Here is a 24268-nt window from a genome sequence, read left to right as displayed (position 1 = left end):
AATCCTTAACCTGCCGGGGCAGGGCAATACCGGGTCTGGCTAGAAAAACAAAAACCGCCAGTCGGCGGTTTTTGTCACAACGGGGCTATCAATGCTCAAACATGGCAGAGATGGACTCTTCGTTGCTGATACGGCGGATGGCTTCGGCCAGCACGGTAGAAAGGGTCAGCTGCTTGACCTTGTCAACGGCTTTCATCTCGGCGGTGAGCGGGATGGAGTCGGTGATGATCAGCTCGTCGATGACCGAATTCTTGATGTTTTCCACGGCGGAGCCGGAGAAGACAGGGTGAGTCGCATAGGCGAACACACGCTTGGCGCCGCGCTCTTTCAAGGCTTCTGCGGCCTTGCACAGGGTGCCACCGGTGTCGATCATGTCATCGACGATGATGCAGTCACGGCCGGCCACGTCACCGATCAGGTGCATGACCTGGGAGACGTTCGGGCGGGGACGACGCTTGTCGATGATGGCGATGTCGGTGTCGTCCAGCAGCTTGGCGATGGCACGGGCACGGACCACGCCGCCGATGTCCGGCGAGACGACCACGGGGGATTCGAGGTTCTTGGACTGCATGTCTTCCAGCAGCACAGGGCTGCCGAACACGTTGTCGACGGGGACGTCGAAGAAGCCCTGGATCTGCTCGGCATGGAGGTCAACGGTCAGCACGCGATCCACACCCACGCTGGACAGGAAGTCGGCGACAACCTTGGCGGTGATGGGCACACGGGCGGAGCGGACGCGGCGATCCTGACGGGCATAGCCGAAGTAGGGGATGACGGCAGTAATACGGCCAGCTGAAGCACGACGCAGTGCATCCACCATGACGATCAATTCCATCAAATTGTCGTTGGTCGGGGCACAGGTGGATTGAATGATGAAGATATCGCCACCACGTACATTCTCATTGATCTGTACGCTGATCTCGCCGTCGCTAAAGCGACCTACGGCAGCATTGCCGAGTTTGATAAACAGGCGATCTGCGATCTTCTGGGCTAGTTCCGGCGTTGCGTTACCAGCAAACAGCTTCATGTCAGGCACGGTTTGAAACCTCGGGGTTGCATCCAGTATGTGGAGAGTCTGATTTCAGACCCGTATCGTTCTCGGGCAAACGATTCATAGCATTGACGAGCGGAGTCACCACAGGCTGCAACCGGCCTGGTGATGTTACAAGTCAACGGCTGGCTGCGGTTGCAGTCCGCCGTCAGCGGTGAATGCAGAGGAGCATCGAGAGAAACTCCGGGCACATTGACGAAAAACTGCCTGTCACTGTTTCCCGGTACGTCATCGATTGCCCATCTCAATCACCAAGAGAATGGCTGGGGTACTAGGATTCGAACCTAGGAATGGCGAGATCAAAACCCGCTGCCTTACCGCTTGGCGATACCCCAATCACTGACTTGTTGCAAAGTGACGAACAGTGGTGATATGTTCTCGCCCTTGGCGACAAACCCATCCCAGCCTTCCGGCACTCTTGCCAACACCTTCCGAGCAGCCACTTCGTCTTCAAATTGAGCAAAGACGCAGGCTCCAGTGCCCGTCATTCTTGACGGCGCGTATTCTAGCAACCAGCCGAGCGCATTGGCAACCTCGGGGTGGCGCTTTTTCACCAGCAATTCGCAATCGTTTTTCCACCCCCCCTCCTGCAGCCACTTTTTAGCCAGCAATTCGGGCAAGGTCATCTTGGGCGTGTCTCTTGGCAGGTCAGGATCCTGGAACACGGCGGCGGTGGCCACGTGGCAATCGGGCTTGAGCACCAGATACCAGGCGCTCGGCAGCTCGACCGGCTGCAGCTTCTCCCCGACCCCTTCCGCGAAGGCGGCGCGACCGCGAACAAACACCGGCACGTCGGCACCAAGCTGCACCCCAAGCTGGGCCAGTTCATCCTGGCCGAGCCCCGCCTGCCAGAGGTGATTGAGGGCGACCAGGGTGGTGGCGGCATCCGAGGAGCCGCCGCCGATGCCGCCGCCCATGGGCAGTATTTTCTCCAGCTTGATATGGGCGCCCTTGAGCGTTGGCAGCCGTGCTTGCAACAGCCGCGCGGCGCGGATGATCAGGTTCTGCTCATCGGGCACGCCGGGGATAGGGGGGCTCAGAGTGAGGCGATCGCTATCGGGAATCACCTCGAACTCCAGCCAGTCACCGTGATCGAGGAAGATGAACAGGGTCTGCAACTCGTGATAACCGTCCGGGCGGCGGCCGTTGACGTGCAGGAAGAGGTTCAACTTGGCCGGTGCGGGCCAGCGGATCTGCGCCATGGGCGCCATCTTGTCGGTGGTCGTCATCAGGGTATCAGGGTCCATTGGTTGATCTGCAGCTTGAGGCGGCTGCCCTGGCCGGTCATGGTCAGCAGGTGGGGCAGGCGATAGCCTTCCTGATCCCGGTAGTCGCCGTAGACAATCTGCCATTGGCCGTCGCGCACCGAGGCCAGGCTGGCGTCCGGGTTGAGTTCGAACTCCGCCTGACCCGGCAGCCCCTTGATCCATTCGGGCAGTCCCTGCACCGGGATGGCCCAGCCGGTGAGCTGGTAGACCAGGGCTTCGGCGTCCTGGCTGTGGTGCAGCTTGCCGTCGTTGTCGATCAGCGTCACCTCACCCTTGGTGCGGGAGAGCTCCAGGATGTGGGTGCCGACGATGCTGCTGAGATTGAGGCGATAATCATCCCCATCTTGCTGCCAGTTGAGGCGGGCGCTGCCCTTTTGCTGGGGGGTGATGATGGCCATCTTGCCCGACAGCTGCCAATGATCGAGCCGCTCCAGACGGGCGCGCTCCTGCTGCCAGTTGACCTGATCCCGCTGGGGTTGAGTGGTGGTACAGCCGGCCAGTATCAGCAGGCAGGCGAGGGAGAAAATACGCAAGAACAAGGTCATGCTCCAGAAAGGTGATTTGCCACAGTATAAGGGGCGGCCGTATTGCTTTTAAAGACTTACCCTTTCTCGTACAATTGACGGCCTTTACACCCTGTGCACGAAACGATCATCACCCACTCATGAGTCTGCTTGCCCTCGGAATCAACCATAACACCGCCAGTGTCGCCTTGCGGGAACGGGTCGCCTTTGGCCCGGACTGCATCGATCGCGCCTTGCGTGAGCTGGTGAAGCAGCCCGGCGTCAGCGAGGCGGTGATCGTCTCCACCTGCAACCGTACCGAGCTGTATTGCAGCCTGGAGCAGGGGAACGCAGAGCAGGTGCTGCGCTGGCTGCAGGCCTTCCATCAGCTGGATGCGAGCGAGGTGATCTCCGCCATCTACCAGCATCAGGACGAAGAGGCGGTGCGCCACCTGATGCGGGTCGCCTGTGGTCTCGACTCCCTGGTGTTGGGGGAGCCGCAGATCCTGGGGCAGATCAAGCAGTCCTACGCCCATGCCCAGCAGGCCGAGGCGGTGAAGGGTGCCCTCGAACGCCTGTTCCAGAAGTCCTTCTCGGTGGCGAAACGGGTGCGTACCGACACCGAGATCGGCGCCAGCGCCGTGTCGGTGGCCTTCGCCGCCGTGAGTCTGGCGCGCCGGATCTTCTCCGATCTCTCCCAGACCAAGGTGCTGCTGGTCGGTGCCGGGGAGACCATCGAACTGGTGGCCCGCCATCTGCGCGAGCAGAACGTGACTCAGATGATGGTCGCGAACCGCACCCTGCAACGCGCCCAGCTGCTGGCCGAGGAGTTCGGCGCCCAGGTGATGACCCTGGAAGAGATCCCGGACTACCTGCACGAGGCGGACATCGTCATCAGCTCCACCGCGAGCCCGCTGCCCATCATCGGCAAGGGCATGGTGGAGCGCGCCCTCAAGGCACGCCGCTCCAAGCCGATGTTCCTGGTGGACATCGCCGTGCCGCGGGACATCGAGGCCGAGGTGGACGAGCTGTCCGACGCCTATCTCTACACGGTGGATGACCTGCAGGGCATCATCGAGCAGAACCTCGAGACCCGCAAGAAGGCCGCCGCCGAGGCGGAACTCATCGTGCATGAAGAGCGCGACGACTTCATGGGTTGGTATCGCAGCCAACACTCGGTCGATCTCATCCGCGACTATCGCCACCAATCCCAACAGGTGGCCGACGAAGAGCTGCAGCGCGCCTTGCTGGCCCTGGCACAGGGCGAGAACGCCGAGCAGGCGCTCAAGGCCATGGCCCATCGTCTCACCAACAAATTGATCCACGCCCCGACCCAGGCCCTGCGTCAGGCCGCCGCCCAGGGGGACAGCCACAAACTGTCCCAACTGCGCCAGGTGCTGGGGTTGTCATCAGAGTCATAGTGCCGGGGTGGCCAACGGGCGACCCCCTCCTCCATTGAGAACACAAGATTTATGAATCCGTCATTGATCAGAAAGCTGGAAGGCCTCATCGAGCGCCACGAAGAAGTACAGGCCCTGCTCGGCGAGCCAGGGGTTGCCTCGGATCAGGACAGATACCGTGCCCTGACCCGGGAATATGCCCAGCTCGAAGATATCGTTCACGCCTTCCAGCGCTTCCGTCAGGCCGAAGAGGATCTGGCGACCACCAAGCTGATGCTGGAGGATGCCGATACCGACCTGCGCGAGATGGCGCAGGAGGAGTTGCCGCTGGTCAAGGCCGCGCTGGAGGAGCAGGAGCAGGCGTTGCAAGTGATGCTGCTGCCGCGGGATCCCAAGGATGACAACAACTGCTATCTGGAGATCCGCGCCGGTGCCGGTGGTGACGAGGCGGCGATCTTCGCTGGCGATCTGTTCCGCATGTATTCACGCTACGCCGAGCGTCAGGGCTGGCGCGTCTCCATCGTCAGCTGCAACGACGGCGAGCACGGTGGCTACAAGGAGGTGATTGCCAAGGTGGACGGCGAGCGCGTCTACGGCCGCCTCAAGTTTGAGTCTGGCGGCCACCGGGTGCAGCGGGTGCCCGAGACCGAATCCCAGGGCCGGGTACACACCTCAGCCTGTACCGTGGCGGTGCTGCCGGAAGTGCCGGAAGCCGAGCAGATCGAGATCAATGCGTCGGATCTGAAGATAGATACCTTCCGCGCCTCCGGGGCCGGCGGTCAGCACGTCAACAAGACCGACTCCGCCATCCGCATCACCCACCTGCCGACCGGGCTGGTGGTGGAGTGTCAGGATGAGCGCTCCCAGCACAAGAACCGCGCCAAGGCGATGTCGGTGCTCTCCGCCCGCCTGCAGGCGGCTGAGGACGAGCGCCACCGCGCCGCCGAGCAGAGCACTCGCCGCAACCTGGTGGGCTCTGGGGATCGCTCCGAGCGCATCCGCACCTACAACTACCCCCAGGGTCGCCTGTCCGAGCACCGCATCAACCTGACCCTCTATCGCCTCGGCGAGATCCTGGAAGGGGATCTGGACTGCGTGATTACCCCGCTGGTGCAGGAATACCAGGCCGATCAGCTCGCCTCGCTGGCAGATAACGGCTGATGCAGATCCAGCAGGCCCGCGCCCATATCATGGCGACCTCAATGGAGTGCGCTTGATGCAGATCCAGCAGGCTCGAACACACATCATGGCGGTATTGGCCGCGGGGGAATCCCCCCGTGCCGACGCCGATGCGCTGCTCTGCCATCTGCTGGGTTGCCGGCGCAGCTACCTGATGACCTGGCCGGAGCGCGAGCTCGATGCCGCCCAGCAGGCGACCCTGCAGGGCTGGCTCGCACGCCGCCTCGCTGGCGAGCCCATCGCCCACCTCGTCGGTGAGCGGGAGTTCTGGTCGCTGCCCCTCAGGGTCAGTCCGGCCACGCTTATTCCGCGTCCGGATACCGAGGTGTTGGTGGAGCAGGCGCTGGCCCGGTTGCCGGAGCCGGCTCAAGTGGATCAAGCTCCCCTGACCCTGCTGGATCTGGGCACCGGCACCGGCGCCATCGCGCTGGCGCTCAAGTCAGAGCGCCCGGATCTTAACCTGTGGGCCGTTGACCGGATGCCGGAGGCGGCGGCGCTGGCCCGCGCCAACAGCGCGGCCCTAGGGTTGCCCATCGAGGTGCGCGACGGCAGCTGGTTTGAGCCGCTCTCGGACGCGCCGCGCTTTGCCATGATCGTCTCCAACCCGCCCTATATCGACGGGGCGGATCCGCACCTCGAGGAGGGGGACGTGCGCTTCGAGCCGCGCTCCGCCCTGGTGGCCGACGAACAGGGGCTGGCGGATATCCGCCTGATAGTGGCGCAGGCGCCGGCCCATCTGACGGCGGGGGGCTGGTTGCTGCTGGAACACGGTTGGGATCAGGGTGAGCCGGTGCGTCAACTTTTGCTGCAACGGGGCTACCGCCAGGTAGAAACCGTGCGCGATTACGGGGATAACGAACGAGTGACCCTGGGACAATGGCCTCATCATGAGGAACCCGGGTCACATTCGAGTGAGGACAATTGATGTATGTTGCTATCAAGCATCTGCACCTGCTGCTGATTGCGGCGGCGGTGCTGGTGTTTATGCTGCGTTTTTACTGGGCACAGACCGGCTCTGAGCGGGCCGGCAGCGGCCGGGTGCTGCAAGCCAGCGGCTGGCTCAACGGGCTGGTGGTGCTCTCCGGCGTGCTGCTGTGCATGGTGCTGGATCTCAATCCGTTCAACAACGCCACCCCCTGGCTCAGCGAGAAGCTGACGGCCATCCTGGTCGTGGCCTTCCTGGGCCTGATGGCGCTGCGCCTCGCGCGCAGCAACGCCATCCGCTGGTTCGCCTTCCTCGGCGTGCTTGGGTGGGTCTATTTTATCGCCAAGCTCGCGGTGCAGAAGCAGGCCAGTCTGTTCGGTTAGGAATGACGAAGATGATACGTGTGGACGAATGGACCGATTTCGAGGCCCATGATCTGGCCGAACTGGCGTTGTCGGTGAGCGACGAGATCCTGGGCCGCAGCGGCGCCGGCGAGAGCGAGCTGGCCCGGCTCGATGCCTGGCTGGACGAGGCCATCGCCGAGGGCAACTGTGACGAGGTGCGGCGCCAGCTGCTCGCCGGTTTCTACCAGACCCTGGGGTTTCGCGGCGACTGGCAGGATTACTTCTCGGCCGCCAACTGCGATCTGGCCCAGGTACTGGAGCGCAAGAAGGGCATTCCGGTGAGCCTCGGCATCCTCATCATCCAGCTTGGCCGCAAGATAGGCCTGGATGTGGAGGGGATCTGCTTCCCCGGCCACTTCCTGGTGAGCTTCGCCGGCAGCGAAGGCGAGGTCTATGTGGACCCCTTCAACGGCGATGAGCTGAGCCTACACAGCGTCGAGCTGCTGCTGCGCGGCGCCCTCGGCAACCTGGCCACCCTGAGCGATGACCATCTGCAGCCCTCGGGGCAGTGGGAGATCATCGAGCGGCTGCTCAACGTCAGCAAGGGAGCCCTGTTGCGGGAGGAGCGCATGACGGAGGCGCTGCGCTGCAGCGAGCTGTTGCTGCGCATGAAGCCGGGTGATCCGCTGGAGACGCGGGATCGGGGCTTCATCTACGAGCAGCTCGACTGCCCCCGCTTCGCCGCCGACGACTTTGAATACTTTATTGAACAATGCCCTGACGATCCTGTGGCCGACGTGTTGAAGTCGCAGCTGGCCGCACTGGATCTGAGCCCCAAGCCCCTCCATTAAGAGGGTCTGGGAAATAAAAGAATACCGTGATTGCTGTGCCCGAGGTGCGGCGAGCTAGCTTGGATTGAACCCTTTCACTTAAGTGTGTCTGGGAATGGAAACAGAAGAATATCGTGGTCGCTGTACCAGAGGTGCGGCGAACTGACTAGGTTTAAGCCCCTTCACTTAGGGGGCTGGGAATTGAAACAGAAGAATATCGTGGTCGATGTGCCCAGGGCACAGCGAACTGACTTGGTTTAAGCCCCTTCAATTAAGGATGCTGAGATGGAACAGAAGAATATCAAGATCAACCAGATCGATGTGGCCAACGACAAGCCGTTCGTCCTGTTTGGTGGCATGAACGTGCTGGAATCCCGCGACATGGCGATGGCGGTGTGCGAGAAGTACGTGGAAGTGACCACCAAGCTCGGCATCCCCTTCGTGTTCAAGGCGAGCTGGGACAAGGCCAACCGTTCCTCCATCCACTCCTACCGGGGCCCGGGTCTGGAAGAGGGGATGAAGATCTTCCAGGAGCTGAAGGCGACCTTCGGCATGCCGGTCATCTCCGATCTGCATGAGGTGCATCAGGCCAAACCGGTCGCCGAGGTGGTGGACGTGATCCAGCTGCCCGCCTTCCTGGCGCGCCAGACCGATCTGGTGGAGGCCATGGCCCGCACCGGCAACGTCATCAACATCAAGAAGCCGCAGTTCCTGAGCCCAAGCCAGATGAAGAACATCACCGACAAGTTCGAGGAGTGCGGCAACGATCAGCTTATTCTCTGTGAGCGTGGTGCCAACTTCGGTTACGACAACCTGGTAGTGGACATGCTGGGGCTGGGCGTGATGAAGAAGAGCACCGGCGGTTATCCGGTGATCTTCGACGTGACCCACTCCCTGCAGTGCCGCGATCCCTTGGGGGCCGCCTCCGGTGGTCGTCGGGATCAGGTGACCGAGCTGGCCCGTGCCGGCATGGCGGTCGGCCTGGCCGGTCTGTTTATAGAATCTCACCCGGATCCCAAGGTTGCCCGTTGCGACGGCCCGAGCGCCCTGCCGCTGGACAAGCTGGAAGGCTTCCTCAAGCAGATGAAGGCCATCGACGATCTCATCAAGGGTTTCGAGCCGCTGGATACCTCCGCCTGATCATCAAGCCGACTGTCTTGATAAAAAATGCCCCGCCATGCGGGGCATTTTTATATCTGAAAGGTATTCGTTAAAGTCTTAAATAAATCACTGACCAACCACATCACGGTTGCTGTGGTGTTAATGATGTTAAATATGTTGTGTGATTGATGTCGCTAAATTGATTCTTATAACGTGTGAAAGTGCAGCCGTCGGAATGGCGAAATAGCATGAACCGGGTGAGATGGTGAAATATCTCGCCGCGGATCCTTGCACAGATTTTTTGCCATCGCCCATGTCAATTAATTAACAGGACGTTGAGCATGCACAAGAAAATATTAAGCAGCCTCTATTTTCAGGTGATATTGGCCATCACCATAGGGGTATTACTGGGGCACTTCTATCCGAGCCTGGGCGCCGATATGAAACCCCTCGGCGATGGTTTCGTGAAACTCATCAAGATGATCATTGCCCCCGTGATTTTCTGCACAGTGGTGACCGGCATCGCGGGCATGGAGAGCATGAAGGCGGTGGGCAAGACAGGGGCCATCGCGCTTGTCTATTTTGAGGTGGTCAGCACCCTGGCACTGGTCATCGGCCTGTGCGTGGTCAATCTGCTGCAACCCGGGGTGGGCATGAACGTGGATCCATCCACCCTGGATGCCAGCGCCATCTCTGTCTACACCGAGCAGGCCAAGTCACAGGGCATCATCGCCTTCCTGCTGGACGTGATCCCAGGCAGCGTGATCGGTGCCTTCGCCAGCGGCAATATTCTGCAGGTACTGTTATTTGCGGTGCTGTTTGGCTTCTCCCTGCATCATATCGGCGAGAAGGGAAAGCTCGTCTTCAATATGGTGGACAGTTTCTCCCAGGTTATTTTCGGCATCATCAACATGATCATGAAGTTGGCGCCGGTCGGGGCATTTGGCGCCATGGCCTTCACCATAGGGAAATATGGCATCGGCTCGCTGGTGCAGCTCGGGCAATTGATCGCCAGCTTCTATCTGACCTGTCTGTTGTTTATTTTCCTGGTGCTCGGCAGCATCGCCAAGGCCAATGGTTTCAGCATCCTGCGCTTCATTTCCTATATCAAGGAAGAGCTGCTGATCGTACTGGGAACCTCTTCTTCCGAATCCGTCTTGCCGCGCATGCTGGTCAAGATGGAGGCACTCGGCTGCAAGAAGTCGGTGGTGGGGTTGGTGATCCCGACCGGTTACTCCTTCAACCTGGATGGCACCTCCATCTACCTGACCATGGCCGCCGTCTTCATCGCCCAGGCAACCAACACGCCGCTGGATCTGTTCCATCAGATCACCCTGCTGGTGGTGCTGCTCATCTCCTCCAAGGGGGCGGCGGGGGTCACCGGCAGCGGCTTCATCGTGCTGGCGGCCACCATCTCGGCGGTGGGGCACCTGCCGCTCGCCGGACTGGCGCTGATCCTGGGGATAGATCGCTTCATGTCGGAGGCTCGCGCCCTGACCAACCTCATCGGCAACGGGGTGGCGACCCTGGTGGTGGCCCGCTACTGCGATCAGCTCGACGAGCAGCAGATGAACGAGGTGCTCGCCAAGCCGGCCGCCGTGCAGCGCGTCGATCAGCATGGCTAAGGCCGAAGGCCTTGCATCAGTGCCGTGACGAGAGAGCGTCCCCCATAAAAAAACGGCCCGAGAGGGCCGTTTTTCATGATGCAGTTTAACCGCAGAGCGACTTACAGGCTCTGGGTGAAGGTGCGGGTGACCACGTCACGCTGCTGTTCCGGGGTCAGGGCGTTGAAGCGCACTGCATAGCCGGAGACGCGGATGGTCAGCTGCGGGTATTTTTCCGGATTGGCGATGGCGTCTTCCAGGGTCTCGCGGCGCAGCACGTTGACGTTCAGGTGTTGACCACCCTCGACCACCGGCTCGGTTTGCACCGGCAGCTCACGGTATTCGAACTGACCCAGATCGGACAGGGCCACTTCCTGGTCGGCGGCGAAGCTGTCGCCCTTGGCGCAGATGCAGCGAGCCTGTTGCTTCTCTTCGTCCAGCAGCCAGAAGGAATTCAGCAGCTCGGCGTTGTTGGACTGGGTGATTTGGATGCCCTTGATCATGGTATGTCTCCTCATAGGAAAGCGGGTTCAATGGTAAGGACATCTCCCCGATGTTGTTTAACTACCTCGCTCGCGGAGCAGTTAAAGGGGGCCTGCCTTACACCTTTACTTCGTTGGGGTCATATATACCACGATGGTAATAATACGAAAATTGATCCAAATCAAAAAATACCCAAATAGCCGCTCACTAAAGGTATTAAATTCTTGAGTTTAATCAAAATTCTATCATTTTTATGATTTCGTAAGATATCTGAATTATGCATTTTATATTTATTAAATCTAGTAATTTAACTACATCTTTAGGCCTTTTGGGTTTCCGGGATCCTGGCCCACAGCGACCGGATGCGGGGCAAAACCGGATCTGGTTGGAATATGGGGGTCGGCATGGCGCCAGAGGTATCGATAAAAAGAATGAATAAATGACCAAAGCATCGTTTTATCAGATGGCCTCAGAGGGGGAGCTCGCTTGCCAACGGCCCCGCCCCGGAATTGATGGCCGAGCCACGGTTGCGTCCGATGGCCTTGACCCCTATTCTGGGCCCCTCGTTGCCTCGCGCACGGCCACGGCACAGTGCATCGGTACGCCGATGGGCGAACGCGGGTGAAGCAGACGACGAGAAGAGAGATCGGTATTTTTTGAGGAGAGTGGTGTGGTGACCTGGACTGACGTGACTGATGTACCTGACTCGGAGAAACAGGTGGAAGGGCAAGGAGCGCAGGACTCTCATCCTACGCCTTCGGCTAAGGAGATTGAGATGCGGACCTGGACTGACGTGATTGGCTCGGAGAAAGAGCAGGACTATTTCAAGGCAACCCTGGCGACCGTCAGGCAGGAGCGGGAAGCGGGCAAGGTGATCTATCCCCCCGCCACCGAGGTGTTCAATGCCTTCAAGCTGACCGAGCTGGACCAGGTCAAGGTGGTGATCCTAGGGCAAGACCCCTATCACGGCCCGAACCAGGCCCATGGCCTCTGCTTCTCCGTGCTGCCCGGGGTGCGCACGCCCCCCTCTCTGGTCAACATCTATAAGGAGATGCAGCGGGACTTGCCGGGCTTCGTCACCCCCAGCCACGGCTTCCTGGAGTCCTGGGCCACACAGGGGGTGCTGCTGCTCAATACGGTGCTGACGGTGCAGGCGGGCATGGCTCACTCCCATGCGCATCTGGGCTGGGAGACCTTCACCGACAGGGTCATAGAGCAGATCAATGCCAGCTGTCAGGGGGTGGTCTTCCTGCTCTGGGGCGCCCATGCCCAGAAGAAGGGGCGTTTCATCGATCGCCAGCGCCACCATGTGCTGAGCGCCCCTCATCCGAGCCCGCTCTCCGCCCATCGCGGCTTCATCGGCTGTGGTCACTTCTCCGAGACCAACCGCCTGTTGGCCCAGCAGGGCATGACCCCCATCGACTGGCTCTCGGTCTGCGAGTAGCCGGCCAAGGCCAGCCTGATCTGACCCCAATAATGCGAGCCCGAGAGGGCTCGCACTGTTTCTGGCCGCCTGTGTGCGGGCCGGAGGCGGCAATCGGGGCATCTGAAGGAAGGCGTACGAGCCGGGATTGTCTGCGCCAGATTTGATTGAGTGCAAAGTTAGCGCAATAAATGACCGTATACTCGAGTCAGGATCTTTCTCAAATCAGTGCAAGGAGTGCCCATGTTATCCAGTCTGCATAAGGACCATCTCAACATCGCCAAGCTGTTGCAATTGCTCAAGAACAAGCTGGCCGCCATTCGCAGCGAGCAGCGGATCAGCTACTTCCTGATCCGGGACGTGGTGGACTATCTGCGGGAAGTCTCCGACAAGCACCACCACCCCAAGGAGGACCTCATCTATGACTACTACCTGAAATACCGGGTGGTGGAGGGGGAAGTGGCGAACCGGCTGCACGAGGAGCATGCCCGCCTGCTGGAAGCGGGCACCGAGCTCAAGGAAATGGTGGAGATGATCCTGATGGATGCGGTCATCCCGCTCGATGAGTTCACGGTGCGGCTCGAGCAGTTCATCGAGCAGCAGGAGGCGCACATGAACTATGAAGAGGGGGTGATCTTCCCCCATCTGCGGGATTCCCTGACCGAGGATGACTGGCGTCACCTCGAGCAGCTCTGGCACAACCGGGCCATCAACGATCCCCTGTTCGGGATAGAGGTGAGCCAGCACTTCCAGGCGCTGGCCAAGCAGCTGTCGCTGCCGCACACTCCCTGATGCCAGCTCCTCTAACAAAACGCCCCGGCTTGAGCGGGGCGTTTTAGTTTATCGAACCTGTCTGTCGGCGGTCCGCTGTCGGAGAGCCTGCGCGCTACAGTTGCAGCTCGTCGGAGCCCTCGTAGGCGATATCGATGGCTTGCAGCTCCTTCTGCAGGCGGTGCTTGTCTTTGAGTGCCTCAATCTCGCGCCATTTACGTTTCTTGCCCGTAGTCCCGCGGCTACGTGAACCCAGCTCAACGACCTCGTCAAAATCGAAGTTGAACATGTCCATGACTCCCTCCTTGGTTTTATGGTTTTCACCACCCGTATAACACGATGCACTTGAAAATAAAACGTTTTCGTGACGAAGTTGTGACAATTGGGGAGGGCGCATAAAAAAACCGGGCTTCCCTCGCGGGAGCCCGGTTTTTATCTGGGATGGCAGCCTGTCAGAAACCGCTGCTTAGCGCGTCATTTTAAAGATGGCTGGCCAGAACATAGCTTCCAGTTTGCCTTAGAGGCGGCTGGCCAGCATGGTTTCCAGCTTGCCCTGATCGACGGCGAACATGCGGATGCCTTCGGCCAGCTTCTCGACCGCCATTGCGTCCTGGTTCAGCTCCCAGCGGAACTCGGCTTCGCTCATCGGAGCCGGTTTGGCCTTGCGCTCGCCGGTGTAGTTCAGCTTGCGCACCACGGCGCCTTCGCTCTTGCTCAGCTCTTCCAGCAGGGCAGGGCCAATGGTCAGGCGATCGCAACCGGCCAGCTCCAGGATCTCGCCGGTGTTGCGGAAGCTCGCACCCATCACCACAGTCTGGTAGTCGTGCTGCTTGTAGTAGTCGTAGATGGCGGTGACGGAGACCACGCCCGGATCTTCGCTCGCGGTGTAGTCACGGTTGTGCTTGGCCTTGTACCAGTCGAGGATGCGGCCCACAAACGGGGAGATCAGGAAGGCGCCGGCTTCGGCACAGGCGCGGGCCTGGGCGAAGGAGAACAGCAGGGTCAGGTTGCACTGAATGCCTTCTTTCTCCAGCACCTCGGCGGCGCGGATCCCTTCCCAGGTGGAGGCCAGCTTGATCAGGATGCGATCGTTGGTGATGCCGGCTTCGTTGTAGAGGCGGATCAGCTTGCGGGCCTTGGCGATGCTGGCAGCGGTATCGAAGGAGAGACGGGCATCCACCTCGGTGGAGATGCGGCCCGGTACGATTTTCAGCACTTCCAGACCGATGTTGACCGCCAGCTTGTCGCCGGCGTCGATGATTTGCTGTGCCTTGTCCTGGCTCTGGGCTTTGGCCCAGCTGATGGCGTCGTCGATCAGCGCCGCGTATTCGGGGATCTCGGATGCCTTCAACACCAGGGAAGGGTTGGTGGTGGCATCGATGGGCTGGTAGCGCTTGATGGCTTCGATATCGCCGGTGTCGGCAACAACGGTGGTCAGGGCTTTCAGCTGGGTTAATTTATCGGCCATAGCAAATATCTTCTCTTTAAGAGGGAGCAATCCCAAGGGTTGCGGGCGTGAGAGGACAGTTCTGAAATAAAATTACAAGATCCCGGCGACTCAGGCTCAGAAAATCAGGATGGGAGCGGCCCATCACCATTGCCTGCCTAATTAATACGGATGTGGTGCATCCTGCAATAGGGGGGCTTGTATACGAATCATCCAGCCCTCGGCGGCGACCGGCGGAAGAGGGTAAAAGTATTTGATAAAGAAAGACTTTTATTGATTCCTGCCCAGTCGACACCGACCCGAATAAAAGCAACTATTTTAGTTGATTCTCCATTGTGTGCGCACGATCACATAAATAGTCTCGTCAGCTACTTGAAATTTTATTACGTGTAAAACGTTTTGCGTCCCAAGCCCCCTGGCTGGCGAAATCCGAAGCAAACGCTTGTCTTTGTGCCCACCGCTTTTTTGCCTTCTTCACCACTGTGACAAAAATCCAAATTGATTCTCTATTGAATCTTATTTGTCAATTGATTGATAACTCATCAACTTTTGTTGAAACTTTGCGTGCTAAATGAAGATTAATTGCATCAAATCGCTCGTTTTTTGTCTCTTCGGCAAGGTTAGTCACTATTATGAGCCCCCTCGCTATGCTAGATTTCGCCCCTTTAGCGCATTGCTAATTCGGAAACGGACAGAGAGCGGCCAGCGCAGACTGGCCATGGATGTGATAACAACGAGAGAATTATGGATACCTTTATTGCAATGATTAACGACCTGATGTGGGGAGCCGTGCTCATCTACCTGCTGATCGGGGTCGGGATCTTTTTTACTTTCCGCCTGGGGCTTATCCAGGTTCGTCACTTCGGCCACATGTTCTCGGTATTGCGCAATAGCCGCAAATCCGACAGCGCCGGCATCTCCTCTTTCCAGGCACTCTGTACCAGCCTGGCCGCCCGGGTGGGCACCGGCAACCTGGCCGGTGTCGCCGTCGCCATCTACCTCGGTGGCCCTGGTGCCATCTTCTGGATGTGGTTGATCGCCTTCATCGGCATGGCCACCGCCTTCGTGGAAAGCACCCTGGCCCAGCTCTACAAGGTCAAGGACGAGGACGGCAACTACCGTGGTGGTCCGGCTTATTACATGGAGCGCGGTCTGGGCATGCGCTGGATGGGGGTGGTGTTCTCCCTCTGTCTGCTGCTGGCTTTCGGTCTGGTGTTCAATGCGGTGCAGGCGAATTCCATCAGCCTGGCCATGAAAGTCGCCTTCGGTATCCCCGACTGGGTCAGCGGCCTGGCGCTGGTGTCCCTCTCCGGCCTCATCATCTTCGGCGGCATTCGCGGCATCGCCCGCTTCGCCGAGGTGGTGGTGCCCTTCATGGCGCTGGCTTACATCCTGATGGCACTGTTCGTGGTCGCCATGAACATCAGCGAGCTGCCCCATGTGTTCACCCTGATCATCAAGTCCGCCTTCGGTATCGAGCAGGCCGGCTCCGGTGCCATGGGTTACGCCATCTCCCAGGCGATGATCAACGGCATCAAGCGCGGTCTGTTCTCCAACGAGGCGGGCATGGGCTCGGCGCCGAACGCCGCGGCAACTGCAACACCCTATCCGCCGCACCCGGCCTCCCAGGGCTATGTGCAGATGTTGGGGGTCTTCCTCGATACCATCGTCATCTGCAGCTGTACCGCTGCCATTATCCTGATGTCCGGCCAGTTTGAACCTGGCTCAGGGGTGACCGGGGTCGAGCTGACCCAGCGTGCGCTCTCCTCCCAGATCGGTGGCGGTGGCAACATCTTCATCGCGGCGGCGATCTTCTTCTTCGCCTTCACCTCCATAGTCGCGAACTACTCCTACGCCGAGACCAACCTGGTGTTCCTGGAACACAACCACAAGGGTGGTCTGATGCTGTTCCGCATGTTCGTGCTGGGCATGGTGATGTTCGGCTCCGTGGGCGAGCTGCCCACCGTGTGGGCGCTGGCGGATGTCTCCATGGGGATGATGGCCATCGTCAACCTGGTGGCCATGCTGCTGCTCTCCGGCGTCGCCATCAAGCTGGCCAAGGATTACAACGACCAGCTCAAGCTGGGCCGGGTACCCACCTTCGATGCCAACAAGTACCCCGAGCTGCGCAGTCAGCTCGAAGAGGGGATCTGGGACAACCCGCCCAAGAGCAAGCAGGCGTAAGCGCCGCGCTCGACGACTGGATATGCCAAGAGGGGAGCCGCAGGTTCCCCTCTTTCATTGGTGGAGGATGGGATGTGCTATGGCGAGATAAGGGGGGACTTCACCTGGACTTCACACAAGCGCATACCTGGCACATGCTGCGGCGCTATGCTGGCGTCACTTCTTCGTCGCGAGTGCGGCAATCCAGACAGACAAGAGGATAAAACGATGCAACAACGACAGAGCATGAACTGGTTGGCGGTGACGACCCTGCTGTGGGCCGGTCTGGCCCAGGCCGGTAGCGAGCCCGCGGCGCTGCGCCAGCTGGTGGATGAGACCATCAAGCCGGTGATGGCGGAGTATCGGATCCCGGGGATGGCGGTCGCCCTGCTCAAGGACGGAAAGGCTCACTACTTCCACTACGGCCTGGCCAATCGAGAGAGCGGGGCCCGCGTCGATGAGCAGACACTGTTCGAGATAGGCTCGGTCAGCAAGACGCTCACTGCAACACTTGGGGCCTATGCCGTGGCCGAGGGGCACCTTGGCCTCGGCGACAAGGTGAGTCAGCACTATCCCGCCCTCAAGGGCAGCGCATTTGACCGGGTCACCCTGGGGCAGCTTGCCACCTACAGCGCTGGCGGCCTGCCGCTGCAGTTCCCGGACGAGGTGGATACTGCCGACAAGATGCAGGCTTACTATCGCAACTGGTCACCCGCCTTTGCGGCCGGTACCCATCGCCAGTATTCGAATCCAAGCATAGGGCTGTTTGGCCACCTGGCGGCGCGCAGCCGGGGGGAGTCCTTCGAGCAGATGATGGAGCAGACCCTGCTGCCCAAGCTCGGCCTGCAGCGCACTTACCTCAAGGTGCCAGAGGCGGCCATGGGGCACTACGCCTTTGGCTATGACAAGGCGGACAAGCCCATCCGGGTCAACCCCGGTATGCTGGCCGCCGAGGCGTACGGCATCAAGACCTCGGCGCCGGATCTGCTCAAGTTCGTCGAGGCGAATATGAGCACGCCAAAGGATGCGAAGCTTGCGGCGGCGATCGCGTTGACCCACACCGGCGCCTATTCGGTGGGACCCATGACCCAGGGGCTGGGTTGGGAGATGTATGACTATCCCACTTCTCTCGCGACCCTGCAGGCCGGCAACAGCACCGACATGGTGCTCAACCCCCAGAAGGTGGCGCCCCTTAGCAATCCTGCTCCGGCCAAGGCCAGCACCCTCTTCAACAAGACGGGCTCCACCAATGGCTTCGGGGCTTATGTCCTCTTCGTGCCGGCCAAGGGGGTAGGCATCGTCATGCTGGCCAACCGCAACTACCCCAACGCGGCCCGCATCGAGGCGGCACACCGGATATTGCAGCAGCTGGATAAGTAGAGAAGTAGACAGGCCAAATGAAAACGCCGGAGCCCAAGGCTCCGGCGTTTTCTATTCAGCGGCTTGGGAAAGGGGCATCAGCCGTATTGCTCTTCCATCCAGGCTTCGACGATGAGCTGAGCCGAGACCCCGTCCACGCTGCCCTTGTCCAGCGCCCTGTAGCCGCCGCGCTCGAACAGCCGGGCGCGGGCATCCGTGGTGGTGAGACGCTCATCCTTGAACTCCACCGGCTTGCCGAAACGGCCGTGCAGGCGATTGCCGAACTTGCGGGCCCGCACCGTGATCTCCTGATCGGTGCCGTCCATGTTGAGCGGAAGGCCCACCACCAGCAGATCCGGCTGCCACTCCTTGAGCAGCTTCTCTATCTCGTCCCAGTTGGGAATGCCGTCGTTGGCCTTGAGGGAACGAAGGGGACTGGCCGTGCCGGTGAGCTCCTGACCGATGGCGACGCCGATACTCTTGGTGCCGTAGTCAAAGCCCATGATGCTGCGTGATGACATGAAAGTCCTTGAAATAAGATGAATAAAAAAACGCCGTTTCCCCTCACCCTGGCCCTCTCCCGGAGGGAGAGGGAACCGATCGAGGTTATGTCCGCTCGCATGTGGCTAGCTCTGTTTTGGCTGGCAAGTTGCCCCGGATATATCCGAAAAGCGCCGATTTACTCCCTTCTCCCCTCGTGGGAGAAGGGTTGGGGATGAGGGGCACTAAGTGGGAACCGCACCAACTTAAAGAACGCGATAAAAGGACCTAGCTATGCCCCACCTGGCTGGAGAGGTGCAGGGGATTGACGCCGATGCTGGCGGCGGCCTGCTGCCAGCGCTGATGGATCGGGGTATCGAATACCAGCTTGGCATTGGGCGGGATCACCAGCCAGGCACCGTCCACCAGCTCCTGCTCGAGCTGGCCCGCGCTCCAGCCGGCGTAGCCGAGCGCCACCAGCCAGTGGCTCGGCGCCTCATCGGTGCCGAGCGTCTCCAGGATGTCCTTGGAGGTGGTGACCATCATCTCGTCGCTCACCTGCAGGGTGGAGTTGAAACCGGGGCGGAAGCTGTGCAGCACGAAGCCGCGATCCCCGTGCACCGGGCCGCCCTGTAGCACGGGTTGCTTCATCTCGGCCGTGTCGGGCGGGCTCAGGTTGAGCTTGGTCAGCATCTCATCCAGGGACATGTCGACCGGGATATTGACCACCAACCCCATGGCGCCCTCGCTGCTGTGTTCACACAGGTAGACCAGGGAGCGTTCGAAGTAGGCGTCAGAGAGGCTCGGCATGGCGAGCAGAAAATGGTTTTGCAGTGTTTGCATAGTGGCCAAATAGTGCAAAGGTGTTTGGGGTGATTATGGCAGTTAGGGGCGGCGGGCAAAACCGCTTTTTGCGGCCAGGGTGCGAAGTTGGGCACCGTTTCGCAAAGAGGATAGCGGGGGCCGCGAGGGCCCCCGACGGGGATTACTTGCCCAGCCGACGCTCGATAGCGTCCATCAGCATGCCGGTGATGGAGACGTCGAAGGCTGCCTCGATCTCGCGGATGCAGGTCGGGCTGGTGACGTTAATCTCGGTCAGCCGATCGCCGATGATGTCGAGACCGACGAAGATCAGGCCCTTGGCCTTGAGGGTCGGGCCCACGGCACGGGCGATGGCCCAGTCGGCCTCGCTCAGGGGGCGGGCCTCGCCGCGGCCACCGGCCGCCAGGTTGCCACGGGTCTCGCCCTGTGCCGGGATACGGGCCAGGCAGTAAGGCACCGGTTCGCCGTCCACCACCAGCACGCGCTTGTCACCGTCCTTGATGGCGGGCAGATAGGTCTGCGCCATGCAGTACTGACTGCCATGTTCGGTCAGCGTCTCGATGATGACCCCGACGTTGGCGTCGTCTTCCTTCATGCGGAAGATGGAGGCGCCGCCCATGCCGTCCAGGGGCTTCAGGATCACGTCTTTGTGCTCGGCGTGGAAGGCCCGCAGCTTGTCGGCTCTGCGGGTCACCAGCGTGGTCGGGGTGTGCTCGGCAAACCAGGCGGTGTAGAGCTTCTCGTTGGCGTCGCGCAGGCTCTGGGGCTTGTTGACGATGAGGCAACCCTCGTCCTCGGCCCGCTCCAGCATGTAGGTGGCGTAGATGAACTCGGTGTCGAACGGCGGATCCTTGCGCATCAGGATCGCGTCCAGGGTAGAGAGGGGTTGATCGATGACCTCACCCAGTTCGAACCAGTTGGTGTAGTCGTACTTCACCTTGAGCGGGCGCATGGTGCCGAAGGCGCGGCCCGCTTCCATGTAGAGATCCGACATCTCCAGGTAGAAGAGCTCATAGCCGCGCTTCTGCGCCTCTTCGAGCATGGCGAAGCTGGAGTCTTTCTTGATGTTGATGGCCGAGATGGGGTCCATCACTATGCCGAGTTTGATGGTCATCCGAGATTCCTTCTGTGGCTCGATTGGGTGTTGAGATTATCAGAACCTGTTCAAGGTCTGTCGCGAGAGGTCGTCAGCAAGGTAAAGAGCAGCGCAGGAACCGGAGTGTGTAAGCACACATGAGGATTCCGAGCAGCACATGAGCCTTGATCACGACCTCGCAGCAAGATATTGAGCAGGTTTTAGGCCAGATCGCCAAAGCGGCACTGCAACGCCGAGATGGCGGTCAGGGCGGCGGTTTCGGTGCGCAGCACCCGCGGCCCCAGCAACATTTCCTTGAACTCTTCCTGCACAGTACGGGCGATTTCGTCGCTGGACAAGCCACCTTCGGGGCCGATCAGCAGGCGTACGCCGTGCTCAGGCACCGGCAGGGTGTTGATGCTGTAGGGGGCGCGCGGGTGCAGGTTGAGCTTGAGCTCTTGGGTCTCCTCCGCGAGCCAGGCGTCCAGCTCCATGGGCATGCGCACTTCGGGCACCACATTGCGGCCGCACTGCTCGCAGGCGCTGATCACCACCTTCTGCCACTGCTCGCGTTTCTTCTCCAGCCGATCCGCCGGCAGCTTGACGCCACAACGCTTGGAGAACAGCGGGGTGATGCAGGTGACGCCGAGCTCCACGGATTTCTGGATGGTGAAGTCCATCTTGTCGCCGCGGCTGATCACCTGACCGAGATGGATGGTCAGCGGCGACTCGACCGACTGGGTATCGCAGCCGTCGATCCGCACTTCCACCGACTTCTTGCCGACGTTGACTATGGTGGCGGGATACTGGTTGCCGTCGCCATTGAACAGCTCGAGGGGCTGGCCCGGCTGCATGCGCAACACCCGGCCGATGTGGTTGGCACCGTCTTCCGACAGGGCGAGAGTCTGGCCAACCTGCAGGGAGGCCGGTTCATAGATACGTGGAGTGCGCATGCGTTATATCTGTCTCTTGAATGACGATGAAGCGGTTAAATGTGATGCCAAGTTGCCATTTAATGGCTCATCTGCTGCGTAAAATCGTTATTTATTGGTATTAAATAGGGATTTGACGCAATCAGTCAGCCCGCTGGCAGCCTGTCGTGTCGAGATGGCGCCGCTTCTCATATGGGAGGGAGCTGTCATCCCTCCCTGTCAGATGGGGTCACTGGCACTGCTTTTCAATAAAGGGATTGGTATTGCCCTGCAGCTTGCCGATGCGGCGGTTGCGCTCGCATTCCCAGCGATCCGCCGGGTACTGCCTGTCCCAGGCCTCGAACAGTTTACGCTGTTGGGCGGCCAGGCGCAGCCCATACTGCTCCCCCATGTAGAGGTAGGCGCGGGCTATCTGGCCGCGCACCGGCCCCTTGGGCGGCTGCACTCGCTGCTCCTTGAAGTCCACCAGCATCTGGCACTTGCCGTACTGGTTCGGCTTGCCGTTCCAGTCGGAGAAACGGTAGTTCGCGCGATCGCCGTTCACCTCACCGATGGCGGGGAAGAGGTTGTGCATGTCCCCCTCCATCTTGTTGAACTCCTCGCTCTTGCCGCAGTTCTTGCGACCCCCCTCCTGCCAGCATTGCAGCTGGTGGCCGAACTCCCAGGCGGGCACCACGTGCTCCCACTCGATGCGAGCGGCGCGATTGGCCTGTTTGCGCGGCAGGTAGCCGCAGCTCTCCCAGTCCGGCGCCATCTTCTTGCCGCTGAACTTGATGTTGCAGCCGCAGTAGAAGCTGGTGGGGTGGCTCTGATAGAGCTTGACGAGATCCTGCTTGGCGGCGCGGAAGGTCTGGGCCTCCTGTGCCTGGAGTGGCGCACTGACCAGCAGGGTCAGGCCGAGGGAGAGCAGGGGAAGGCCGAAAGCGAGCGAGGGGCGAGACATGAAGATCCTTGAAAATGAGAGATGAAACGAAGCGGTTGCGCACCCTACCACAGGGATGCGACACCAGCTGGCTCAGTCGGTTGCCGGCACCGGCACCAATGGCTGGCGACAGCGGCGGCAGTGGTAGCGCGCCTCACCCCGTTGCACCTTGTTGTGACGGCGGATGGAGAGCTGATGCTGCTGACAGGCGCAGGCATAGGGCTGGGTGCGCTGGCCGAGCACCGCGAGATCGAAGCTGTGGGTGGTGCGGGGTTCGAGGTTGAACACCTCCCGCATCACCGATTGCCATTGGCGACCGTGGGGCAGCACCCGGCTCTTGCCACGCCCTTCCCCCCAGAGCGCATGGACCAGCAGGTGGGCCACCTCGTGGGGCACCACCTCGTCCATGAATGCCTGCTGGTTAGCCTCATAGAGCGCCGGGTTGAAGCGCAGCTCCCAGGTCTGCAGCCGCGCCGACCCCGCCGCCCGGCCACGCATGTTCAGGTGAATACGCGGGCGCGGGAAGGGGCGGCCGAGGCGAGCCTCGGCCTGCAAGAAGCAGGCGTCGACCCGCGCGGCGAGCAGGGCATCGGGGGAGGGAAGGGCAGACATGGGCAATCCTGTCGGTCGGCGGATAAGCAAAAGGGGAGCCAGGCTCCCCTTTTATCACAGGCTCGTGGCCGGGCGAAAGTTACAGACCGGCGACGTCGCGCAGCAGGGCGGCCTTGTCGGTCTTCTCCCAGGGGAACTCTTCGCGACCGAAGTGACCGTAGGCGGCGGTGGCCTGGTAGATCGGGCGCTTGAGGTCCAGCATCTCGATGAGGCCGTAGGGACGCAGCTCGAAGTGCTCGCGTACCAGCTTGACCAGCAGCTCCTCGGCGACCTTGCCGGTGCCGAAGGTTTCGACGCTGATGGAGGTCGGCTCGGCCACGCCGATGGCGTAGGAGACCTGTACTTCACAGCGATCCGCCAAGCCGGCGGCGACGATGTTCTTGGCCACGTAGCGGGCTGCGTAGGCGGCGGAGCGATCCACCTTGGACGGATCCTTGCCGGAGAAGGCGCCACCACCGTGACGGGCCATGCCGCCGTAGGTGTCGACGATGATCTTGCGACCGGTCAGACCGCAGTCGCCCATGGGGCCGCCGATGACGAAACGGCCGGTCGGGTTGATGAAGAACTTGGTGTCCTTGGTGATCCACTCGGTCGGCAGCACCGGCTTGATGATCTCCTCGCGTACTGCCTCGACCAGATCCTTGTGGCTGATGGAGTCGCAATGCTGGGTGGAGAGCACCACGGCATCCACACCCAGGATCTTGCCCGCGTCGTCGTAGGCGAAGGTCAGCTGGCTCTTGGCATCCGGGCGCAGCCACGGCAGGGTGCCGTTCTTGCGCACTTCGGCCTGGCGTTTCACCAGCAGGTGGGAGTAGGTGATGGGGGCCGGCATCAGCACGTCGGTTTCGTTGGTGGCGTAGCCGAACATCAGGCCCTGGTCACCGGCGCCTTGCTCGTACGGATCGGTACGGTCAACACCCTGGTTGATGTCCGGGGACTGCTTGCCAATGGCGTTCAGCACGGCGCAGGAGTCGGCGTCGAAGCCCATGTCGGAGTGGGTGTAACCGATCTCGCGCACGGTGTCGCGCACGATCTGCTCGATGTCGACCCAGGCAGAGGTGGTTACTTCACCGGCGACCATCACCATACCGGTCTTGACCAGGGTCTCGCAGGCGACGCGAGCCTTGGTGTCTTGCACCAGGATGGCGTCCAGCACCGCATCGGATATCTGGTCGGCGATTTTATCGGGATGGCCTTCGGAGACCGACTCGGAAGTAAACAGCTTTGCCATGATAGGTTCTCGATTCGTTGGGGTTATCGCCTCGGCCATAACCGGATAATGACAGGATGACTGTAGAGGTATCTACATCTGGACGTCTATTTTAATTAGGCCATAGGGTGATTGCCAGCACTATTTTGGCCTGGAGCCGCCCGGGGCGGCCTTGTCCGGCCAATCACCCCATTCGGGGTAGGCAAGGGGTTGGATTGAATCGTTTGCCCCGCCAAGAAAAGCGATTGTGCTCCCAAAGCGGCTTTATTCGCCCAGATAATATTTGCACGCCGCGCGCCCTGCTGGGACAATGACGCGCCTTAATCTTGGCCATCAAATGAAGCAATCGCAGGAGATACAGATG

At 60.5% G+C, this 24268-nt stretch carries 24 protein-coding genes and 1 tRNA gene; 11 read left to right on the top strand and 14 right to left on the bottom strand.

Translation table 11 applies throughout. The features are described from left to right. Positions 1 to 88: 88 nt before the first annotated feature. The 4 genes from BN1124_RS17135 to lolB all read right to left on the bottom strand — a co-directional run bounded on the left by BN1124_RS17135 (position 89) and on the right by lolB (position 2864). Positions 89 to 1036 (bottom strand): ribose-phosphate pyrophosphokinase, encoded by a 948-nt coding sequence (locus tag BN1124_RS17135; protein ID WP_033131039.1) that lies wholly within the window; start codon positions 1034 to 1036, stop codon positions 89 to 91. Between the two features lie 275 nt (positions 1037 to 1311). After that, positions 1312 to 1386, bottom strand: a tRNA-Gln gene (locus tag BN1124_RS17130). After that, positions 1366 to 2253: a 4-(cytidine 5'-diphospho)-2-C-methyl-D-erythritol kinase gene (gene ispE / locus BN1124_RS21020; protein WP_082041668.1), complete on the bottom strand. Its 888-nt coding sequence runs from the start codon at positions 2251 to 2253 to the stop codon at positions 1366 to 1368. Before ispE ends, BN1124_RS17130 begins: the two co-directional genes overlap by 21 nt. 26 nt (positions 2254 to 2279) lie before the next feature. Next, on the bottom strand, positions 2280 to 2864 hold the full coding sequence (lolB, locus tag BN1124_RS17120; RefSeq protein WP_042643889.1) for a lipoprotein insertase outer membrane protein LolB: 585 nt from the start codon (positions 2862 to 2864) through the stop codon (positions 2280 to 2282). Positions 2865 to 2983: 119 nt separating this feature from the next. Here lolB and hemA point away from each other — a divergent pair, with 119 nt between their 5' ends. The 7 genes from hemA (at position 2984) to BN1124_RS17085 (ending at position 10226) form a co-directional block, all read left to right on the top strand. Next, a complete protein-coding gene (gene hemA, locus BN1124_RS17115) occupies positions 2984 to 4243 on the top strand; it encodes a glutamyl-tRNA reductase (protein WP_042643887.1) in 1260 nt (419 codons plus the stop codon). Between the two features lie 51 nt (positions 4244 to 4294). After that, the gene (gene prfA / locus BN1124_RS17110) at positions 4295 to 5383 is read left to right on the top strand and encodes a peptide chain release factor 1 (protein ID WP_042643885.1); all 1089 of its coding nucleotides are present in this window, start codon (positions 4295 to 4297) and stop codon (positions 5381 to 5383) included. A 55-nt stretch (positions 5384 to 5438) separates the two neighbouring features. Further along, the gene (prmC, locus tag BN1124_RS17105; RefSeq protein WP_042643883.1) at positions 5439 to 6326 is read left to right on the top strand and encodes a peptide chain release factor N(5)-glutamine methyltransferase; all 888 of its coding nucleotides are present in this window, start codon (positions 5439 to 5441) and stop codon (positions 6324 to 6326) included. After that, complete coding sequence (locus tag BN1124_RS17100; protein ID WP_042643881.1) at positions 6326 to 6709, top strand: SirB2 family protein; 384 nt, start codon at positions 6326 to 6328, stop codon at positions 6707 to 6709. Before prmC ends, BN1124_RS17100 begins: the two co-directional genes overlap by 1 nt. A gap of 11 nt (positions 6710 to 6720) precedes the next feature. Beyond that, a complete protein-coding gene (locus BN1124_RS17095) occupies positions 6721 to 7521 on the top strand; it encodes a SirB1 family protein (RefSeq protein WP_042643879.1) in 801 nt (266 codons plus the stop codon). A 264-nt stretch (positions 7522 to 7785) separates the two neighbouring features. Continuing rightward, positions 7786 to 8640, top strand: coding sequence for a 3-deoxy-8-phosphooctulonate synthase (gene kdsA, locus BN1124_RS17090; protein WP_042643877.1), 855 nt, complete (start codon positions 7786 to 7788; stop codon positions 8638 to 8640). Between the two features lie 302 nt (positions 8641 to 8942). Then, positions 8943 to 10226 (top strand): dicarboxylate/amino acid:cation symporter, encoded by a 1284-nt coding sequence (locus BN1124_RS17085; RefSeq protein ID WP_042643875.1) that lies wholly within the window; start codon positions 8943 to 8945, stop codon positions 10224 to 10226. Positions 10227 to 10327: 101 nt separating this feature from the next. On the opposite strand, the gene grcA is transcribed toward BN1124_RS17085, so the two are convergent. Then, positions 10328 to 10708, bottom strand: coding sequence for an autonomous glycyl radical cofactor GrcA (gene grcA / locus BN1124_RS17080; RefSeq protein ID WP_042643873.1), 381 nt, complete (start codon positions 10706 to 10708; stop codon positions 10328 to 10330). Positions 10709 to 11463: 755 nt separating this feature from the next. On the opposite strand from grcA, the gene ung reads away from it, so the two are divergent. Both ung and BN1124_RS17070 read left to right on the top strand, forming a co-directional pair. Further along, positions 11464 to 12132: a uracil-DNA glycosylase gene (ung, locus tag BN1124_RS17075; protein ID WP_042643871.1), complete on the top strand. Its 669-nt coding sequence runs from the start codon at positions 11464 to 11466 to the stop codon at positions 12130 to 12132. Positions 12133 to 12354: 222 nt separating this feature from the next. Beyond that, positions 12355 to 12903, top strand: coding sequence for a hemerythrin domain-containing protein (locus BN1124_RS17070; protein ID WP_042643869.1), 549 nt, complete (start codon positions 12355 to 12357; stop codon positions 12901 to 12903). Positions 12904 to 12997: 94 nt separating this feature from the next. Here BN1124_RS17070 and BN1124_RS17065 read toward each other — a convergent pair whose 3' ends face one another. Both BN1124_RS17065 and tal read right to left on the bottom strand, forming a co-directional pair. Next, positions 12998 to 13177: a DUF3545 family protein gene (locus BN1124_RS17065; protein ID WP_042643868.1), complete on the bottom strand. Its 180-nt coding sequence runs from the start codon at positions 13175 to 13177 to the stop codon at positions 12998 to 13000. Between the two features lie 222 nt (positions 13178 to 13399). After that, the gene (tal, locus tag BN1124_RS17060) at positions 13400 to 14350 is read right to left on the bottom strand and encodes a transaldolase (protein WP_042643866.1); all 951 of its coding nucleotides are present in this window, start codon (positions 14348 to 14350) and stop codon (positions 13400 to 13402) included. A 723-nt stretch (positions 14351 to 15073) separates the two neighbouring features. On the opposite strand from tal, the gene BN1124_RS17055 reads away from it, so the two are divergent. Further along, positions 15074 to 16513: an alanine/glycine:cation symporter family protein gene (locus BN1124_RS17055; protein WP_042643864.1), complete on the top strand. Its 1440-nt coding sequence runs from the start codon at positions 15074 to 15076 to the stop codon at positions 16511 to 16513. Between the two features lie 207 nt (positions 16514 to 16720). Next, entirely contained in the window at positions 16721 to 17872 is a 1152-nt protein-coding gene (ampC, locus tag BN1124_RS17050; protein ID WP_052445589.1) for a class C beta-lactamase, read from the top strand. Between the two features lie 77 nt (positions 17873 to 17949). Here ampC and ruvX read toward each other — a convergent pair whose 3' ends face one another. From ruvX to metK, 7 genes are all read right to left on the bottom strand, one after another. Beyond that, positions 17950 to 18372 (bottom strand): Holliday junction resolvase RuvX, encoded by a 423-nt coding sequence (gene ruvX / locus BN1124_RS17045; RefSeq protein WP_033131056.1) that lies wholly within the window; start codon positions 18370 to 18372, stop codon positions 17950 to 17952. Positions 18373 to 18619: 247 nt separating this feature from the next. Then, positions 18620 to 19174 carry a YqgE/AlgH family protein gene (locus BN1124_RS17040; protein WP_042643861.1) on the bottom strand — a complete coding sequence of 185 codons (555 nt, stop codon included), beginning with the start codon at positions 19172 to 19174 and terminating at the stop codon, positions 18620 to 18622. A gap of 142 nt (positions 19175 to 19316) precedes the next feature. Then, positions 19317 to 20267 carry a glutathione synthase gene (gene gshB / locus BN1124_RS17035; protein ID WP_042643860.1) on the bottom strand — a complete coding sequence of 317 codons (951 nt, stop codon included), beginning with the start codon at positions 20265 to 20267 and terminating at the stop codon, positions 19317 to 19319. 182 nt (positions 20268 to 20449) lie between these two features. After that, positions 20450 to 21181: a 16S rRNA (uracil(1498)-N(3))-methyltransferase gene (gene rsmE, locus BN1124_RS17030; protein ID WP_042643859.1), complete on the bottom strand. Its 732-nt coding sequence runs from the start codon at positions 21179 to 21181 to the stop codon at positions 20450 to 20452. A gap of 208 nt (positions 21182 to 21389) precedes the next feature. Continuing rightward, positions 21390 to 22103 (bottom strand): endonuclease, encoded by a 714-nt coding sequence (locus tag BN1124_RS17025; RefSeq protein WP_042643858.1) that lies wholly within the window; start codon positions 22101 to 22103, stop codon positions 21390 to 21392. 72 nt (positions 22104 to 22175) lie between these two features. Continuing rightward, a complete protein-coding gene (locus tag BN1124_RS17020) occupies positions 22176 to 22694 on the bottom strand; it encodes a SprT family zinc-dependent metalloprotease (RefSeq protein ID WP_042643857.1) in 519 nt (172 codons plus the stop codon). Positions 22695 to 22773: 79 nt separating this feature from the next. Further along, positions 22774 to 23925 carry a methionine adenosyltransferase gene (gene metK / locus BN1124_RS17015; RefSeq protein WP_042643855.1) on the bottom strand — a complete coding sequence of 384 codons (1152 nt, stop codon included), beginning with the start codon at positions 23923 to 23925 and terminating at the stop codon, positions 22774 to 22776. Between the last annotated feature and the right edge of the window lie 343 nt (positions 23926 to 24268).

The sequence above is a fragment of the Aeromonas eucrenophila genome (assembly GCF_000819865.1).
Classification (GTDB): domain Bacteria; phylum Pseudomonadota; class Gammaproteobacteria; order Enterobacterales; family Aeromonadaceae; genus Aeromonas; species Aeromonas eucrenophila.
Note: the sequence above shows the minus strand (reverse complement) of the source record. Positions and strands in the feature narration are given on the sequence as shown.

What these genes read in the sequence shown, in the direction of transcription:
- BN1124_RS17065 (WP_042643868.1), bottom strand. Translation starts at nt 13,177, where the DNA reads ATGGACATGTTCAACTTCGATTTTGACGAGGTCGTTGAGCTGGGTTCA.
- ung (WP_042643871.1), top strand. Translation starts at nt 11,464, where the DNA reads ATGCGGACCTGGACTGACGTGATTGGCTCGGAGAAAGAGCAGGACTAT.
- rsmE (WP_042643859.1), bottom strand. Translation starts at nt 21,181, where the DNA reads ATGCGCACTCCACGTATCTATGAACCGGCCTCCCTGCAGGTTGGCCAG.
- BN1124_RS17095 (WP_042643879.1), top strand. Translation starts at nt 6,721, where the DNA reads ATGATACGTGTGGACGAATGGACCGATTTCGAGGCCCATGATCTGGCC.
- ispE (WP_082041668.1), bottom strand. Translation starts at nt 2,253, where the DNA reads ATGGCGCAGATCCGCTGGCCCGCACCGGCCAAGTTGAACCTCTTCCTG.
- ruvX (WP_033131056.1), bottom strand. Translation starts at nt 18,372, where the DNA reads ATGTCATCACGCAGCATCATGGGCTTTGACTACGGCACCAAGAGTATC.
- metK (WP_042643855.1), bottom strand. Translation starts at nt 23,925, where the DNA reads ATGGCAAAGCTGTTTACTTCCGAGTCGGTCTCCGAAGGCCATCCCGAT.
- ampC (WP_052445589.1), top strand. Translation starts at nt 16,721, where the DNA reads ATGCAACAACGACAGAGCATGAACTGGTTGGCGGTGACGACCCTGCTG.
- prmC (WP_042643883.1), top strand. Translation starts at nt 5,439, where the DNA reads ATGCAGATCCAGCAGGCTCGAACACACATCATGGCGGTATTGGCCGCG.
- BN1124_RS17040 (WP_042643861.1), bottom strand. Translation starts at nt 19,174, where the DNA reads ATGCAAACACTGCAAAACCATTTTCTGCTCGCCATGCCGAGCCTCTCT.
- tal (WP_042643866.1), bottom strand. Translation starts at nt 14,350, where the DNA reads ATGGCCGATAAATTAACCCAGCTGAAAGCCCTGACCACCGTTGTTGCC.
- BN1124_RS17055 (WP_042643864.1), top strand. Translation starts at nt 15,074, where the DNA reads ATGGATACCTTTATTGCAATGATTAACGACCTGATGTGGGGAGCCGTG.
- grcA (WP_042643873.1), bottom strand. Translation starts at nt 10,708, where the DNA reads ATGATCAAGGGCATCCAAATCACCCAGTCCAACAACGCCGAGCTGCTG.
- BN1124_RS17025 (WP_042643858.1), bottom strand. Translation starts at nt 22,103, where the DNA reads ATGTCTCGCCCCTCGCTCGCTTTCGGCCTTCCCCTGCTCTCCCTCGGC.
- prfA (WP_042643885.1), top strand. Translation starts at nt 4,295, where the DNA reads ATGAATCCGTCATTGATCAGAAAGCTGGAAGGCCTCATCGAGCGCCAC.
- kdsA (WP_042643877.1), top strand. Translation starts at nt 7,786, where the DNA reads ATGGAACAGAAGAATATCAAGATCAACCAGATCGATGTGGCCAACGAC.
- BN1124_RS17085 (WP_042643875.1), top strand. Translation starts at nt 8,943, where the DNA reads ATGCACAAGAAAATATTAAGCAGCCTCTATTTTCAGGTGATATTGGCC.
- BN1124_RS17100 (WP_042643881.1), top strand. Translation starts at nt 6,326, where the DNA reads ATGTATGTTGCTATCAAGCATCTGCACCTGCTGCTGATTGCGGCGGCG.
- gshB (WP_042643860.1), bottom strand. Translation starts at nt 20,267, where the DNA reads ATGACCATCAAACTCGGCATAGTGATGGACCCCATCTCGGCCATCAAC.
- BN1124_RS17070 (WP_042643869.1), top strand. Translation starts at nt 12,355, where the DNA reads ATGTTATCCAGTCTGCATAAGGACCATCTCAACATCGCCAAGCTGTTG.
- hemA (WP_042643887.1), top strand. Translation starts at nt 2,984, where the DNA reads ATGAGTCTGCTTGCCCTCGGAATCAACCATAACACCGCCAGTGTCGCC.
- lolB (WP_042643889.1), bottom strand. Translation starts at nt 2,864, where the DNA reads ATGACCTTGTTCTTGCGTATTTTCTCCCTCGCCTGCCTGCTGATACTG.
- BN1124_RS17020 (WP_042643857.1), bottom strand. Translation starts at nt 22,694, where the DNA reads ATGTCTGCCCTTCCCTCCCCCGATGCCCTGCTCGCCGCGCGGGTCGAC.